Genomic DNA, 16,501 nt, shown 5'->3' with positions numbered 1-16,501 from the left:
AAACGCAAAAGAGGATAGAATCAGCCTGCTTCTATCCTCCTGTAGAGAAATTGGGTATCCGGTTTGTTTATTGCAGAGTTTTGAACCTCCCAGGTGTGATGCCTTCATATTTTTTGAATACCCGGATGAACGCACTGCTGCTGGAGAAGCCCACACGGGAAGAAACCTCCTCAATGGTGACTCCTTCCTGAAGCAATTTTTTGGCCTCGGCAGTACGAACCTGACTGATGTAATCATGCAGCCCCTGACCCGTCTGTTCCTTGAACAACCGGGACACATATTGCGGAGTGATGCCGAAGTTGGCACCAATCATGGACACACTAAGATTGATATCCGCATAATGATTCTGCACATAGGCAGATACCTCGTCTCCGATTCCCGAATTTGAGACCAGTGCAAGCTTCTCCGTGGCTTTGCTGCAAGCCATTTGGATCAGCTCTGTCAGCTCATGACGAAAATCTGCGCGGGTGGAGCAGGCCAAGAGCCTTTTCATCGGACGCCATTCCTCCCATAGCTTCGAGCGCTTCGTTTCATGCGGGACAGCCTTCATAATGGAGCTGGTTAAATCAATCATGGCATATCTCACAAGCTCTATGGACGCCTGGGAACCGAAGAAGCGGGCCAGAATCTCATCTGCCATCACCGCAGCCTTCTCAAATTCACCGCTTTTGACCAGATTAATAAATACAACTTCATCATTGATTGTCAGATAATAATCCGTCTCCTGTGGTTCAATATCCCCATACCAGATTGATATATTCTCTTCCAGCACCAGCCGGTATTCCTGAGCCTCCAACGCCTGCAGATATCCCTGATGCAACCTGCCCATCCCATGAAGCAGCCCGCTGCCAGCCATCGCAATCTGCAGACCGTATTTCTGCTGAATGAAATCCAGGGTTTGGCCCAGCGCCTCTTCAATATCCTCCTTCCAGTTGCCGGAGCGGCCGGTGTTAATATTCATCACCGCCGCCAGCATACCGTCCATTTCGGTGAAGCTCAGGCCGTGATTCGGACCTGTGAAATCCATAATGATATTGGACACGATGAAATTGGAAAGGCTTGGCGACGGACTGCCTTCTCCGTTGGCCTGAATGTAGAATAGAAGTACCGCAAAATCCTCCGAATCCCACTGGAAGTGATGGACTCTCGCCGCTTCCTCCAGTGATAATCCATCTTCCACCTGCCCTTTGAGCAGCCTTGATAAGTAGTAGGTCTGCAACACACGCAGCTGCCTGAATTGCTGGCTGTTAATGTCATCCCTCTCCCGAATAGTAGCCAAGGCGCTCTCCCGGATGAATGAGAATTCATCCAGCACCCGCTGTGTCTGCTCATCTGTGGAGGGAGAGAACATATTAACCAGCTCGCGGACAGGATTATAATTCTTGCGGGCAAAGTAGGAGATGACCACCGTCCCGATCAAAAAGCTGATAAATAGTCCCAGCAGGTTCAAATTGCGGATATGCCGCGCTTTTTCCCAAAATACGCTTGAAGGAAACACACTGATATATTTCCACTTGGTGTTATCGGAATCGATGAAGGATACCATATTCTCCGTACCGGCGATATCCTGGAACGAAGTGCCTGCTGTCTCATCCCCAGCCCGGGCGTCCGGCACAGCTAGCTGCGGAGCAGCTTCGTTATTCTGAAATAAAATCTGATTATGATCATCGGCAATGTAGACCTCGCCGTTATTCACCCAGTCCACATTCTGCAGCATGCTCTGAATCTTGCTGCCGTTCAGCGGCAGAACCAGCATCCCCTTTAGTCCATTGTCAGCAACGCTGCTGGTGAACGGCTTCATCATTACAACCTTATTCTCCCAGCGCCTAAATTTGATAAACGGCATGGGGGCCTCGCTAATGTCACTCTCACCGTTCAGCTGCGCCAGCCATTCTTCATAGGTCAAGCCGATCATCGTGCTGTTCATCGCATAAAAGGCTTCACTGTCTGTATACGTCTCATCCGTCAGCACCCTGTCCAGACTGCTAGAATACAGATAGATTCCATCAATGAAATCATTGGCGGATTTGTACTTGCTCAGTTCCTGCCGGGTTTGATAGATCTGAAAGGCCCCTGCTCCCTCAGTCTCAGGTGTAAGTGTTAAGTATTTATTCACACTGCTATGAATGGATAATTGCATGGCCAGCTTCTCAGCCTGATTAATCTCGCTGTCTACTGTATTCTGCATCTGCTTAAGCATGGCGCTGCCTGCACGTTCAATCTCATACTCAACAATCTGTTTTGTCTGCAGATAGATGATAGCGCTAACAATAAGCGGGATAAGCATGATCACAGAATAGGAGACGATCCATTTAAAGGCTATACTCTTACTGAACCTAAAGCGCTTGTAATTCATCTGCTGTGCTCCCTTACTGTTGCTTATCTGGATTCTGGATGGATCGGACTTCACCTTCGTTACTTTGCCTTTTTTGTGAAGTTTTCAAGTTCACCTCATATAGAATTCCACTATATGATAGTTGAGCCCGGCGGGCAATCCGCAATATGAAACACATCGACAATTTGTAAACAAGACCGCTGTAGTGCGCAATCCGGCCGAACAATCCAGTTGAACACTAAAAACCCCTTTGCCGGCAGAAGACCTGAAGGGACAGCCATTGTCCCTTGGTCTTACACCTTCAAAGAGGTTTCTCCAGTTATACAATCTGAAATACGGGCTGCTCCTGAATGTAATGCACCGGCACATCCGGGAACTGCCGGGCCAGCCGCGCCGCCAGCAGCTTCATTCCCGGCGCTTCGCTCTCGGCATGGCCGAGCATGATGAGTGCCCTGTCCTTGCCCTGCCGGACCGCATCGCGGATATACTCAGGCACCTCCCATTCGGGCCCTTCACCGGCGATGACCAGATCAAGCGACTCCTGCTCATACATCGGGATGACCGAATGGCCATTCCCCCGGTAACCGACCAGTACCCCCACTCTGGAGCAGGTGGCGGAGAGGTTCCCGGCAACGCGGACATAAGGGATATTCAACTTCTGCTTCAGATACTCTGCAACCCCGGAAACGGTCATCTCAGGAATGGAGAGGATCGACACCTCGGGCAGATGCCGCTCCACATAGGCTTCCCATTCCAGCTCCTGCAGCAGTCCTTCCACGATCCCGTCCAGCGCATAGCGGTGTATCGTGTCATGGAAGCGGTAGATGCCTACCCCGCTGCTTGAAATCAGTGCAGACTTCTCCTGGTAGACGGAATCCTGCTCCAGCGCGCTACCGTGACCTTGGTGGCTATAAAATACACCTTCATGCGTGATCACCAGGTTGGCGCCAAGCCGGGCCGCCTGCTCCACTACATATTGTGAAGCGGCGAAGGCAGTCACGATTCCCTGCACTTCTGTTCCCGCAGCGTCCGGCTCAAGCTTATCCACCGTATTCACGGGCAGCTGTATCCCTGCGGCTAAATGCTCCATCACATCACTGAACGTCAGTGCCATGAGATCTTCTCCTCCTTGTTGTTACCTATAACTTAATAGATAGTCCGTCCCAATGCATCTGCAATCCCGCTCTTGCGGAAGAAATACGTATTAATCTGGTCGCGCCATTCCTTGGCATGAGCCGCCTGCCCCTTAAGGCGTTCCTCCACCTGAGTGTACAGGCCTTCTGCGATGCTGCCCTTCAGTCCGCCCCATGCGTCCAGCAGCCCCTCGGCACGCTCTGCACCTTCGAAATGCGTATCGTAAATATGCTGGATCACGGTTTTGCCGGAATGCAGCACATGAGTGTACGGCACATGATGGAAGAACAGCAGCAGCTCATCCGGGCATTCCTCCAGGGAATCATAACGTACGGCGTTGCTGCCCATATACTGGGCGCTGTACCCTGTGCCTGTCGCCACGGTCCGGTCTACCCCGATGCCCTGATGATCGGCATAGTGGTAGGTGCCCCACATTGAATATTCATAGCCGTCCACATTCGGGCCGTAGTGATGCTCGGGATTGATCATCCAGCCTACGCCAAGCGGCGATGTATAAGACTCATAGATCTCCCAGGAGTCCAGCAAAATCCGGCTGATCACTCCGGCAACCGCTGTGTCCGTGCCGAATGTCAAGGCGATCCATTCGGCCGCAATCTCCACCGCACTCAGCTCAGGATTCCAGGCCAGCCGGCCGAAGCCGTAGAGATTCGCCTGAGCCAGCAGATGGCCGGTCCAGTTGCGGTCATTGCCCACATTGGATACCGCCGCAATCCCGCTCAGGCGGTTGCCCCACAGTGATCCGTCAACGATCCGCTTAACTGGGGCCGGACCGCCCTTGGCCTGCGTATCGAATTCCATAATCTCCTTCCACTGCGGAACGAGATAGCAGACATGGCGCTGCTGTCCGGTATATTCCTGGGCGATCTGGAATTCGATCACATGGTTCGTCCGTTCCAGGGCACCGAAGAGCGGAGATACCGGCTCTCTGACCTGGAAATCCATCGGGCCGTTCTTGATCTGCAGAATGACGTTATCATGGAACTGGCCGTCAAGCGGCTTGAAATGATCATAAGCCGCTCTGGCCCGATCTGTCTTGCGGTCACGCCAGTCCTGCTTGCAGTTGTATACAAAGCAGCGCCAGATCACGATGCCGCCGTAAGGCTCCAGGGCTTCCGCCAGCATGTTGGCCCCGTCTGCATGGTTCCGTCCGTAAGTGAACGGGCCGGGACGGTTCTCCGAATCGGCCTTGACCACGAAGCCGCCGAAATCGGGAATAGCAGCATAGATGTCGGCTGCTCTCGACTTCCACCATTCCCGCACCCCTGCATCCAGCGGATCTGCCGTACCCACTTCCCCTTCATGCATAGGTCCGGCAAAGTTCACGCACAGGAACAGCCGGATGCCATAGATGCGGAAGATATCGGCGATTCTTGCCACATCAGGCAGATAGGTGGAGATAAACAGCGTCTCCAGCGCATGAACGTTCACGTTGTTGATCGCTATTGCGTTAATGCCGGCGGTGGACATCAGCCGCGCATAGTCTGTAATTCTGTCCATATCCTTCGTGAACTGGTTATTCTCATACAGGAAGGATCTGCCGGAATAGCCGCGCTCCACACTGCCGTCGAAATTATCCCAGTGATTAATCATCCGCAGCGAATTCACAGGATTCACTATTTCATCCAGATTCTCAATGTCCTTGCCGCTGGCAATCAGGCGCAAAAGATGGAAGACGCCGTATAACACACCTGCCTGGGAGGAAGCCCCTACAGCGATGCATTTAAGGGACTGGCTGGTTCGGATGGCGAACCCTTCTGCTCCTACAGCTTGGACGGTCTTGTCCTCGAACAAGCCCTGGAGCAGCGGATGATCACCCGTGAAGGTGCCGAAGGCCACACCGAAATCTTCCAGCTGCGGCTTGGAGACAGCCTCAAGGTCCAATAGTGAGGCAATGCCTCTTGTCCATTCCTGAAGTGCAGCCTGGATGGTCTCCCCGCCTTCTGTAACGGATACTGCTCCGCACCATTTCGCATATTGCTTATATAGGGGGCCTTGTTGAAGCTTAGGATAGCTTAACCACGCATTGTATCCGCTGTCATATTGTGCAGCATACTCATTCCCGGATTGTTGTCTCATGTCCATATCTCCTCTGCATACATCTTGTATACTAGATTTCATTCAGGTTCATCCTACCACGCAGCCGCAGCCCCGGAACATTGTCAAATCACGCTAATATTTACCCAAATCAAGCAGAATCCTGTATACTAATAACAAGTGTACATCCCTATCAAGAGAACGCAAAGTATCAGGGGGCGATCCTATTGGTTGCAGCTTTTGAACCGCCGGTCCCGGGGCAAAGCCTTAGTGAAACTATCATCCCGGATGTGAAAACCACGCTCAACCTGTTCGGCATGCATCTGCGCAAGGTGAGCGGGGAATGGGATTATCCGCAGCACGCCCATCCCCAATATGAATTCAATTATGTGCTTGAAGGAGAGCAGCTGCTCACCGTCAACAACAACAGCTACCTTCAGCGCGCCGGGGATCTGGTCCTCTTGAGGCCGGGCGACATCCACTCCAGCCGCAGCGGAAACGGCGGGGCCTTCACCTATTTCTGCATCCATTTCGATATTGATGACAAGCTGTTCATTTCACTTCTCAGCCGGTTGAATCATGTATTATTCACCTCAGAGAGCAATGTTGCCCACAGATTAGGACCGCTCCTCAGCAGGCTGGTGGAGATTTCCACCTCCGGCTCCGGCAGCATCACGATCTCCCAGCGCATGAGGCTGCAGTCTGCCGTCTTCGAGCTGTTCGCCCAGCTCTGGGAGGTCTTCTCCCTGGAGGCTGACAATTCCTCCCCGGGCACTTATGAGCGGATCGAGCTGGCCCACCAGATCCGCAGCCGTCTCCAGGGGCTGGTCTATCAGCAGTTCAAGCAGGAGGTACCCTATGACAGCCATTATGGCGTTGACGACATCGCCGCTGAGCTGGGGATCAGCCCCTCGCACTGCTACCGGGTCTTCCGCCAGGTATTCGGCCTCTCCCCCCGCGTCTACCTGTCTGAGCAGATGCTGCATGAAGCCAAGGTACTGCTGGATGACCACAGCCTGAGCGTCAGCCAGATCTCCGGCTTGCTCGGCTACCGCGATATCGCCCATTTCAGCAGACAGTTCAAGCGCTGGAGCGGCCAGTCGCCGCGGGAATACCGCGAGGGCAGGAGCTAGGCAGAGCGCGGAGCCTGTACAGCTGTATATCAAGTAGAAGCGGCTTCGCCGTCCTTTTAAAGGACGGTACCGTTTCAGCGAGAAATAGAAGGATAAGTTATCGTGTGCAACCTATAAGTTCTTATATTTTTAGTAAAAGCCTGCCTTCATCGTTGATGAGGGCGGGCTTTTTGCGCTATTGCGGGCGGGGCTTGCTGAAGGCCAGCCCTATTTTTTGATATACGTGGCGAAATGCTCCTGGAGGTTCTTGGAGTCGATATCCGCCCGCAGATGGTGGTGCAGCAGCTCGTCGATCCCGGCGGTGTCCCCCTGCACGATATAATCCAGCAGCTGCTGGTGCTCCTGCCGGATGGCGGCCAGCTTCTCATCCTTCAGCATGTGCAGCTTCCGGTAGCGGATATAGTGCACATTGAACTGCTGGAGCACACCCCACAGGAATTCGCGCCCGGCCAGGCCGAACATGGTGCGGTGGAACTGGTCATCAAGCTGCAGGAACACCTCTGCTCCCTCCGCCTGCTCAATACACTTCTGCTGCTGCGCAAGGTTGTCCCTCAGCTCATGCAGCCCTTTAAGCGGGATATTCCCGGCCAGCGATTTCATAATCTCCTTCTCCAGCACATTGCGCAGGTAGATAATCTGTTCCACGGACTCCAGGTCTATGAAGGATACGAGATTGCCTTTTTTGGGATAAATATCGACGTATTGCTCCAGGGACAGCTGCTTCAGCACATCACGGATCGGCGTCCGCGACAGCTGGAAGCGCTCGGACAGAGCCGTCTCACTGATCATCGCCCCCGGCTTCAGCTCAAGGGAGAGAATCTCCTGCTTGAGGTAGGCCATTATTTCTTTTTTGGAAGTCATGGAATAGACCAACTTTCTGTTCGGGATTGTTCTTCCCCCCATTATATAGAAAAGGGATATGAATTTCATTGACAAAGATGAACGCATATTCTATGATCATTACGAATCCCATCTTGTATACAAGATTATGCCACATGTAACGCTGGTTCTGTAAGGTCAATTGTCACAAGGCTTCGAATGGTTATCATTTGTATTTATGCTTATCTTACTTAAGGAGGAAAATGATAATGAATATGACTTGGAGATGGTACGGCGAGGGCAATGACAACATCACTCTTGACCACATCCGTCAAATCCCGGGCGTTATGGGCATCGTATGGTCGCTGCACCACAAGGTGGCCGGTGAGGTCTGGGAGATGGAAGACATCCAGAAGGTTGCCGATCAGATCACAGCCAAGGGCTTCAGTACAGCGGTTGTTGAAAGCGTCAACGTTCATGATGATATCAAAATCGGACTGCCGTCCCGCGACAAATACATTGACATCTATATCGATACCATACGCAAGCTCGCCAAGGTTGGCGTCAAGGTCATCTGCTACAACTTCATGCCGGTGTTCGACTGGACCCGTACCGAGCTGTACAAGGAGCTGCCGGACGGCTCGAACGCCCTCTTTTATGAAAAGGCTGCCATTACCGATAATCCGCGCGACATGGTGGACCGTATCCTGAAGGGCGCCGGACAATTCACGATGCCTGGCTGGGAGCCGGAGCGGCTGGCCAAGCTGGATGAGCTGTTCGCGGCCTATGCTGACGTTACCGAAGATAAGCTGTTCGACAACCTGAAATATTTCCTGGAGCGCATCATTCCGGTGTGTGAAGAAGTGGATATCCGCATGGCGATTCACCCGGATGATCCGGCCTGGCCGATCTTCGGACTGCCGCGCATTATCCGCAGCCGCGATACGATCCGCCGCTTCCTGGACATGGTGGACAGCCCGTATAACGGCCTGACCTTCTGCACCGGCTCTCTCGGCACCAACCCGGAGAATGATCTTCCAGCGATGATCCGCGAGTTCCACGACCGGATTTATTTTGCCCATATCCGTAATGTGAAGGTGTTCGAGAACGGCGACTTCATTGAGGTATCCCACCGGGGCCGTGATGGCAGCGTAGATGTTGCGGAGGTTGTTAAGGCGTATCATGAGAGCGGCTTCACCGGTTATGTGCGTCCCGACCATGGCAGACATCTCTGGGGCGAGGAAAAGAACTGCCGTCCGGGGTATGGCCTCTACGACAGAGCGATGGGCATCATGTATCTGCTCGGCTTATGGGACAGCCTGGAGAATGTCAAGGGGGCCAAGTAATGCTGAGTCTGAGCAGAAGCAGCATCGCGGACCGGGAAGCCTGGGAAGCCGCAGGGGTAGAGCTGCCGCAGTTCGATTTCGCAGCGGTAGCGCAGAATACGTTAGAGAAGCCGGAGTGGGTTCACTTCGGGGCGGGGAATATTTTCAGAGGCTTCGTGGCGAATGCGCACCAGAAGCTGCTGGACAGCGGCAAGGCCGATACCGGCATCATCGCCGCCGAGACCTTCGACTTCGAGATGATTGACAAGGTCTATAAGCCTTACGATAATCTGACCCTGCTGGTGCTGATGAATGCAGCCGGCGACTTCCAGAAGCGGATCGTCAGCAGCATTGTCGAAGGCATCACCGCAGATAAGACGAGGGAAGCGGACTACAGCCGCCTGACTGAGATTTTCGAGAATCCCAGTCTGCAGATGGCGAGCTTCACGATTACGGAGAAGGGATATTCCCTGGCGGGTCCTGATGGGCAGTACCTTGGCATTGTGCAGAAGGACATCGCCGGCGGGCCGGAGCATCCGGTTCATGCTATGAGCATCGTGGCTTCCTTCGCCTACAAGCGTTACCTGAAGGGCCAGTACCCGATGACCTTCGTCAGCATGGACAATTGCTCGCATAACGGCGACAAGCTGAAGAACGGCATGGTTACCATCGCCAAGGAATGGGCCGCCAAAGGTCTTGTAGAGGAAGGGTTCGTGGCTTACCTGGAGGATGAGCAGAAGATCACCTTCCCGCTGTCCATGATCGACAAAATCACCCCGCGCCCGTCCGAATCCGTCCAGGCAGCATTGCTGGAACAGGGAATCGGCGGCATGGATGTGATCGTCACCTCTAAGAACACGTACACTGCTCCCTTCGTTAACGCGGAGATCAGCGAGTATCTGGTCATTGAGGATAAGTTCACCAACGGACGTCCGGCGCTTGAAGAAGCCGGTATTATCTTCACGGACCGCGACACGGTTAATAACGTGGAGACGATGAAGGTAACCACCTGCCTCAACCCGCTGCATACGGCGCTGGCGGTAACCGGCTGTCTGCTCGGCTACACGCTCATTGCCGATGAGATGAAGGACGCCACGCTTCGCAAGCTCGTGGAGACCATCGGCTACAAGGAAGGCCTGCCGGTTGTGGTTGATCCCGGCATCCTGAGTCCGAAGCAATTCCTGGACGAGGTGCTGCAGGAACGGTTCGCCAATCCGTTCATCCCTGACACTCCGCAACGGATCGCCACCGATACTTCACAGAAGGTCGGCATCCGCTTCGGCGAGACGATCAAGTCGTACATCCGGCGTGGGGATCTCGACCCTAGGGAGTTGACCGCTATACCGCTAGCGATTGCCGCCTGGTGCCGCTATCTGCTCGGCGTGAACGATGAAGGCGCTGCGTTCACACTCAGTTCCGATCCGCTGCTGGAATCGCTGCAAGCGCGGCTTGCAGGCGTTGCCTTGGGCGCGGATGCTGCCACGGCCGCTGGCGTGCGCGCGGTGCTGGAGGACCAGGCCATCTTCGGCGTGGACCTGTACGCCGCCGGACTCGGCGGGACTATCGAGGGCATGTTCACCGAGATGCTGGCTGGTCCGGGCGCGGTAAGAGCTACGCTGGAGAAGTATACGGCCTGAGTGTGGGCGGATACGCGTCGAATATAAGTAGAAAGACCAGGCCCTCCTTGAAAAAGGAGGGCCTAGCCTTTCTTGTATGGTGAGCGTTGTAAGGATGTCGGTGGCAGGGTGATAATGTATAAACCGGTCTGCTTAGCTGAGTGTTGCGTTTCTGCTGCACCAAATCACACTAGACTGCGGAAGTTGGCCCGCGCTGGCGGGCACTCTGCTCTTCATTTACTCACTTTGCCCGCTTCCGGAGGATTCAGGGGCACTTGTGCTCCTCATTTACTTGTTTAGCCAACTTTTCAGGGATTCAGGGGCACTTTTGCCCCTCATTTGCTCGTTTAGCCAACTTTTCAGGGATTCAGGGGCACTTATGCTCCTCATTAACTCAGTTGGCGCGCATCTGGATAAATCAGTGAGATTTATCCCTTTCAATTACTCCCGTCGGCCGCTTTCGGCGGAATCAGTGGGATTTTTCCCTTTCAGCCTTAGTCTCATGGAGTCTCATGGGAGCATCCTTTTCGATGCTCCAGGTATAGGCCGCCCTACTCCTGCTCCAGATACTCAAAGTAATCAAAATCCGCCGGATGCAGCGTGCCGCTGAGGTCCTGGGCGCATATACCGATGAAAGTTCCGGTAAAACGGATATAGGCCGGGAAGTCATCGGACAGATGATAGATTTCCAGGGCCGGGCCGATCTGCTCCCAAGTGGATTCGCTAACCTTGTAATAGAACTGGGCGAACTCGCCGTCGATGATGATCTTAAGCGACACGCTTACTCCGGCAGGCAACGGAATCTCAGGTGTCAGGGTGTCTTCATAGACCCCGTCCTTGGAGCGGATGAGTCCCAGGGTTCGGCCACCGAGGACTTCATCGTGCGTGATCCGCAGATAGAGGTAATCCTTCGTGTCGTAATAGACGATCAGGCCGGCCATCTGCTGGAAATGCTCCGGCTCAAAGTCGACCGAGGTCTCGGCGCTGCAGCGGAAGGCCTGCTGACGCAGGGCGACCAGGCTCTGGCGGTGCATGGAGCTCATCGACTCCCTGCCCTTCAGACGCAGATAGCCCGGACGCTCCTGAAGCGAGAGCCAGGATTCATCAGCCGGCACGCGGAGCGTGCTCCAGCGGACATCCAGCTGCGGAGCCTCGAAGTCGTCACGCGGAGCGGCTGCGGCAAAAGGATGCGCCGGAAGATCCGGTCCCTCCACCGTCAGCGCTGGAGCGTTTCCGCCCCCGGACAAGGCCAGCCAGCCGTCGGCGGTGAATTCGACGCGCTGAATCGCAGTCTCCCGGCCCAGATTGCAGTACTTGTCCTTGACCGGACGGCCGCACAGATGGACCATGTACCATTCACCGGTCTGGGTCTCGACCAGGCTGGCATGGCCCGCTTTTTGCAGCGGCAGTTCAGGGTTGCCTGCCGAGGTCAGCAGCGGATTAACCGGAGCGGTCTCATAGGGACCTTCAATCTGCTTGGCGCGGGCTACGGTCACCGCATGATCATACTGCGTACCGCCCTCAGCGGTAATCAGATAATACCAGCCGTCCTTGCGGTACAGATGCGGGCCTTCGGTTAGGGCCAGCTCCGTTCCCTTATAGATCGGAGTAACCGGTCCGACCAGGCGCTGCTCTTCCACCGAATATTCCTGGAGCACAATACCGGCAAAGCTGTTGCGGCCGGTACGGTAATCCCACAGCATATTGACCAGCCATTTGCGCCCGTCTTCATCATGGAACAGCGAAGGGTCGAAACCGCTGCTGTTCAGGTACACAGGCTCTGACCAGGGGCCTTCGATATTCTCCGCAGTCACCAGATAGTTAGGTGTATCCTTGAAGGCACCCTGGCGGCTTTTGACATCGGTATAGATCAGATAAAAGAGTCCATTGTCGTACGTGAGGCAAGGTGCCCAGATGCCGCCCGAATCAGGGTCCCCTTCCATATTGAGCTGCGAGCTGCGGGTCAGCGCATACGTAAGCGGCCGCCAGTTCACCAGATCGCGCGAATGATGAATCCGCACGCCGGGGAACCATTCAAAGGTTGAAGTAGCAATGTAGTAGTCATCTCCAGCCCGGCAGATCGACGGGTCCGGATGAAATCCGCGCAGAATCGGATTATGAATCAGATTTCGGCTCATAGTTTCTCCTCCAATGCTTGCCGTCCTGCTTCCAGTAAGGCAATGATTTTGTCAGTGTCGTAAATGCAGCCCTTCCAGGTTCCGCCGCTGGCCGCCTGCAAAGCAGCCCACAGCCGGGTGTCCTCCGGCAGACCCGGGTCTACCGCCAGGCCCGGATGCGGCGTCCGCGAAGCCAGAATCAGCGTTCCCGCTTCCTTGGTCAGCGGCTCATCTCCTTCTCCGACCAGATTCACGCTTCCTTCCAGACTCACGGTATCAATCCGCACTTCCACCCAGTCATTATCGCGCAGCTTGCCGAGCGGGCCGCCAGCCAGCGCTTCAGGACCCATGTGGCCGATGCAGGCACCGGTGGATACGCCGGAGAAGCGGGCATCCGTGATCAGCGTGACATATTTGCCGTAAGGCAGATGCTTGAGCGCCGAGGTGAGCTGATAAGTCTCCTCCATCCCCGTTCCACTCGGTCCGCGGCCGATAACGGCCAGAATATCCCCGGCATGAACCATACCCAGCTTGATACTGCGGATGGCGGCTCTCTCTGTGGTGAACACCTTCACTCGTCCGGTATGGCGATAGACACCCTCGCTGTCCAGAACGGCAGGATCGATCGCGGCCGATTTGATGACCGCTCCTTCCGGGCAGAGATTCCCGACCGGGAACGTCATGGTGGACGCCATGCCCTGGCGCTTGGCCTCCTCCGGGCTCATGATCACGGAATCCGGGTCTACGCCGTCCGCTTCCAGCAGCCGCTGGCGCAGCTCCGTCCGGCGCTCTGAGCTCTCCCACCAATCCAGATTCTCGCCCAGTGTCCGCCCGGTCACCGTCAGCACGGACTCGTCAATCAGTCCCAGCTTGCGCAGATGGAGCATCACCTCAGGAACGCCCCCTGCCAGGAACACCCGAATTGTCGGATGCGGTACTGGACCATTCGGCAGTACGCTGACGAGGCGCGGAACCATCCGGTTCACCCGGTTCCAGTCCTCGACAGTCGGAACCTTCAGCCCGGCGGCATGGGCGATGGCCGGCAGATGCAGCAGCAGATTCGTTGAACCGCCGAAGGCAGCGTGCAGCACCATCGCATTCTGGATCGACTGATCTGTCAGAATATCGCTCATGACGATTCCGTTCTGATCCAGGTGCTGAAGGGCCCGGGCCGACTGGCGGCCGATGTTCTTCCAGATCGGCTGCCCCGATGGGGACAGGGCCGAGTGCGGCAGCGCCATGCCCAGCGCCTCTGCGATCACCTGGGCGGTCGCGGCGGTGCCGAGGAATTGACAGCCTCCGCCCGGCGTCGCGCAGGCCCGGCAGCCGAGGTCCGCCGCTTCTTCGAGGGATAGCTCTCCGTTGCTGTACCGTGCCCCGATGCTCTGTACCTTACCTGCGTCTTCCCCCTCCACCGGCGGAAGGGTTACGCCGCCGGGGACGATAACTCCCGGCAGCTTATGCATACCGGCAAGAGCCAGCAGCATGGCGGGCAGGCCTTTGTCGCAGGTAGCTACGCCAAGCACACCCTTGCGGGTAGGGAGTGAACGAATCAGCCGCCGCAGCACGATGGCCGCATCATTGCGGTAAGGCAGGGAATCGAACATGCCTGTGGTTCCCTGGGAACGGCCGTCACAGGGATCGCTGACATAACCGGCGAACGGAATCCCCTCATTCGCGGTAAGCTCCTCCGCAATCTCTTCCATCATCACGCCGATCTCCCAGTGACCGGTATGGTATCCGAGCGCCAGCGGAGTACCGTCCTCACGCCGGATGCCGCCCATCGTTCCGAGAATCAGGTACTGGGGCCGGTTCAGCAGCAACGGATTCCAGCCCATCCCGGCATTCTGTGTCATCCCAAAAATCTCTCCGCTCGGCGCATTCCGCAGCACCTCCCCGGTGATCGGCAGCTGGCCTGCCGGACCTTCCGCAGCGGTATGTACCGGAACAGCTTCGATGATGTCTTCCTTCATAATCTCTTGTACGGTCAATTTCATATGAATCCCTTCTCTCCCTCAGAATGAATGTGCCCAGATGTCTATGACAACGAGAGCTTCGCCGCAAGCAGGGCTACCTCCCGGACAGCAGCTTCCTGCTTCGCGGTGAAGGCATGCTGAAGCATCGAAGTACTGACAGCGGCAACAGCCTTGCCTGAGGCATCCAGTACCGGTGCAGCGGCGCAGCTGATGCCTTGGATAATCTCTTCGCGGTCCAAAGCATAGCCAGTTCTGCGAATATCGGCCAAGGCCGCTGTGAATTCAGCCCAATCCGTCAGCGTATGTGAGGTGACTGCGGATAAGCTTTTGCCGGAATAACGCCGTTCCAGCTCTCCCTCCGGCAGCAGCGCCAGCATCATCTTGCCCATCGCCGTCGCATGTGCCGGAAACCGCATCCCGGGGCTGGACTCCAGCCTTACCAGGGATTGCCCCTCCTGCTTGGCCAGATAAATAATCTCATCGCGGTCCAGCACCGACAGCTGAAAGGTCTCCCCCACCGCCCCGACACTCTGCACCGACTCTGCCAGAAACCGCTCTACCAGATTCATATTCTGCTTAAGAGAATCATTATAGACGGTATTATAATAGGAGATCCCGGCGCCAAGCACATACCTCTCGCCCGCATCCTTCACCACCCACCCCAGAGTCTCCATTGTGCGCAGCAGCGAGAACATCGAGCTTTTGTTAATGCCGGTCTCCTCGCAGAGATCTGTCATTTTGAGCGCTCCGGTCTGTCTTGAGATGGCCTTAAGAATCAGATCAGCCCGTTCCAATGCCGGAACCCAGTACTTCTGGTCCACACCTTCATTCCCCTCTCATAAATCCATTGATTAAGCCTTCCAAGTTCACTATAATAATCATATGTTTATAATACCAAACCAGGAGGCAAAAATAAAATGAAACTTAGCCACCCGAATGCAGGTGTCATTCCTCCCGTCCCGACCATTCTGGATTCCGCCGGGAAATTCGACCGTGACGGAATGAAGCTGCTCATCGACAGCTTGATCGCCAAAGGGGTTCACGGTCTGTTCTTCCTTGGAACGGCCGGAGAATTCACCCTGTTCACCGCAGAGCAGCGTGAAGAGATCGCAGAGCTATGCCTGGAATATACGAATGGCCGTCTTCCGGCCTGGATCGGCACCGGCAGCAACACGGCCCCTGAGACCCTCCGGCTCTCCCGCCATGCCGCTGAGCATGGGGCTACCGGCATCGTCATTATGAATCCGTATTACTACAAGCTGAACGGGGACGCCCTGTTCGCGCATTATGCCGCTGTGCTGGAAGCGGTCGATGTACCGCTCATGCTGTACAACTTCCCGGCCATGACCGGCCAGGATCTGACTCCGGCCTTCGTGGCCCGTCTGGCCGCACATTATCCGAATGTACTCGGCATCAAAGATACCGTGGATCAGCTTAGCCATATCCGCCAGATGATCATGCAGGTTAAGGCGGTTAGTCCGGACTTCTCCGTCTTTTGCGGCTTCGACGAATATTTGCTGCCCACGCTGGCTGCCGGAGGAGACGGGGCGATTGCTGCCAGTGCGAACTTCGCTCCGCAGTTGATGCTCGGCGTGTATGACAGCTTCAAGCAGGGGGACTTAGCCGGAGTGCTGTCCTTCCAGCAGCGGCTGATTGAGATTCCGGCGCTGTATGCCATCGATGACCCGTTCATCGCTTCGATCAAGGAAGCCGTCCGCTTGTCCGGCGTACCGGTATCCACCTTCAGTCTGGCTTCGCCTGGTATATGGAGTGCGGAGCATGAAGAGAAGCTCAAGCTGATTTTCAGCCGGGCGGGTATTGCCCAAGGGTAAGCGAAATTTATAGCACCTACTCATCCATTCTTATTTTTCACAATCACCCCTTCTATTAAGGTCAGCCCGTATTGGGGCTGGCTTTTTTTGGTGCTGGGCGGTGCTTTGTGCTTTTCCTAGTGCGGCTGCTTCTTGTGCACGGTTCCTTGTAAGGTGCCT

General features: G+C 55.4%; 11 protein-coding genes. 4 read left to right on the top strand and 7 right to left on the bottom strand.

The features are described from left to right. Positions 1-67: 67 nt before the first annotated feature. The 3 genes from C173_RS28755 to C173_RS28745 form a co-directional block, all read right to left on the bottom strand. Positions 68-2,356 (bottom strand): AraC family transcriptional regulator, encoded by a 2,289-nt coding sequence (locus C173_RS28755; protein WP_036731689.1) that lies wholly within the window; start codon positions 2,354-2,356, stop codon positions 68-70. Between the two features lie 298 nt (positions 2,357-2,654). Then, positions 2,655-3,449: a Nif3-like dinuclear metal center hexameric protein gene (locus C173_RS28750; RefSeq protein WP_036731687.1), complete on the bottom strand. Its 795-nt coding sequence runs from the start codon at positions 3,447-3,449 to the stop codon at positions 2,655-2,657. 32 nt (positions 3,450-3,481) lie between these two features. Beyond that, complete coding sequence (locus tag C173_RS28745) at positions 3,482-5,566, bottom strand: alpha-glucuronidase family glycosyl hydrolase (protein ID WP_036731685.1); 2,085 nt, start codon at positions 5,564-5,566, stop codon at positions 3,482-3,484. 185 nt (positions 5,567-5,751) lie between these two features. Between C173_RS28745 and C173_RS28740 the strand changes: the two genes are divergently transcribed. After that, positions 5,752-6,657 (top strand): AraC family transcriptional regulator, encoded by a 906-nt coding sequence (locus C173_RS28740; RefSeq protein WP_036731682.1) that lies wholly within the window; start codon positions 5,752-5,754, stop codon positions 6,655-6,657. A 207-nt stretch (positions 6,658-6,864) separates the two neighbouring features. Here C173_RS28740 and C173_RS28735 read toward each other — a convergent pair whose 3' ends face one another. Further along, the gene (locus C173_RS28735; RefSeq protein WP_036731680.1) at positions 6,865-7,518 is read right to left on the bottom strand and encodes a GntR family transcriptional regulator; all 654 of its coding nucleotides are present in this window, start codon (positions 7,516-7,518) and stop codon (positions 6,865-6,867) included. 227 nt (positions 7,519-7,745) lie between these two features. On the opposite strand from C173_RS28735, the gene uxuA reads away from it, so the two are divergent. After that, on the top strand, positions 7,746-8,822 hold the full coding sequence (gene uxuA / locus C173_RS28730; protein WP_036731677.1) for a mannonate dehydratase: 1,077 nt from the start codon (positions 7,746-7,748) through the stop codon (positions 8,820-8,822). Continuing rightward, entirely contained in the window at positions 8,822-10,438 is a 1,617-nt protein-coding gene (locus C173_RS28725; RefSeq protein WP_036731675.1) for a mannitol dehydrogenase family protein, read from the top strand. The genes uxuA and C173_RS28725 overlap by 1 nt, the downstream gene beginning before the upstream one ends. Before the next feature lie 530 nt (positions 10,439-10,968). Here C173_RS28725 and C173_RS28720 read toward each other — a convergent pair. Genes C173_RS28720 through C173_RS28710 form a run of 3 tightly spaced genes read right to left on the bottom strand, consistent with a single transcriptional unit; the run spans position 10,969 to position 15,331 of the window. Further along, entirely contained in the window at positions 10,969-12,555 is a 1,587-nt protein-coding gene (locus tag C173_RS28720; protein WP_036731673.1) for a glycoside hydrolase family 43 protein, read from the bottom strand. Next, positions 12,552-14,531 carry a YjhG/YagF family D-xylonate dehydratase gene (locus C173_RS28715; protein ID WP_081751386.1) on the bottom strand — a complete coding sequence of 660 codons (1,980 nt, stop codon included), beginning with the start codon at positions 14,529-14,531 and terminating at the stop codon, positions 12,552-12,554. Before C173_RS28715 ends, C173_RS28720 begins: the two co-directional genes overlap by 4 nt. 41 nt (positions 14,532-14,572) lie before the next feature. Beyond that, on the bottom strand, positions 14,573-15,331 hold the full coding sequence (locus tag C173_RS28710; protein WP_036731671.1) for an IclR family transcriptional regulator: 759 nt from the start codon (positions 15,329-15,331) through the stop codon (positions 14,573-14,575). A 96-nt stretch (positions 15,332-15,427) separates the two neighbouring features. On the opposite strand from C173_RS28710, the gene C173_RS28705 reads away from it, so the two are divergent. After that, entirely contained in the window at positions 15,428-16,342 is a 915-nt protein-coding gene (locus tag C173_RS28705) for a dihydrodipicolinate synthase family protein (RefSeq protein WP_036731670.1), read from the top strand. The last annotated feature ends 159 nt before the right edge of the window (positions 16,343-16,501 follow it).

Source organism: Paenibacillus sp. FSL R7-277, assembly GCF_000517965.1.
In the GTDB taxonomy this organism is placed as follows: Bacteria; Bacillota; Bacilli; order Paenibacillales; family Paenibacillaceae; genus Paenibacillus_AQ; species Paenibacillus_AQ silagei.
Note: the sequence above shows the minus strand (reverse complement) of the source record. Positions and strands in the feature narration are given on the sequence as shown.

Bases quoted from the DNA above. Each gene is read 5' to 3' on its own strand.
- C173_RS28755 (WP_036731689.1), bottom strand. From the start codon at position 2,356: ATGAATTACAAGCGCTTTAGGTTCAGTAAGAGTATAGCCTTTAAATGG.
- C173_RS28750 (WP_036731687.1), bottom strand. From the start codon at position 3,449: ATGGCACTGACGTTCAGTGATGTGATGGAGCATTTAGCCGCAGGGATA.
- C173_RS28745 (WP_036731685.1), bottom strand. From the start codon at position 5,566: ATGAGACAACAATCCGGGAATGAGTATGCTGCACAATATGACAGCGGA.
- C173_RS28735 (WP_036731680.1), bottom strand. From the start codon at position 7,518: ATGACTTCCAAAAAAGAAATAATGGCCTACCTCAAGCAGGAGATTCTC.
- uxuA (WP_036731677.1), top strand. From the start codon at position 7,746: ATGAATATGACTTGGAGATGGTACGGCGAGGGCAATGACAACATCACT.
- C173_RS28725 (WP_036731675.1), top strand. From the start codon at position 8,822: ATGCTGAGTCTGAGCAGAAGCAGCATCGCGGACCGGGAAGCCTGGGAA.
- C173_RS28720 (WP_036731673.1), bottom strand. From the start codon at position 12,555: ATGAGCCGAAATCTGATTCATAATCCGATTCTGCGCGGATTTCATCCG.
- C173_RS28715 (WP_081751386.1), bottom strand. From the start codon at position 14,531: ATGAAATTGACCGTACAAGAGATTATGAAGGAAGACATCATCGAAGCT.
- C173_RS28705 (WP_036731670.1), top strand. From the start codon at position 15,428: ATGAAACTTAGCCACCCGAATGCAGGTGTCATTCCTCCCGTCCCGACC.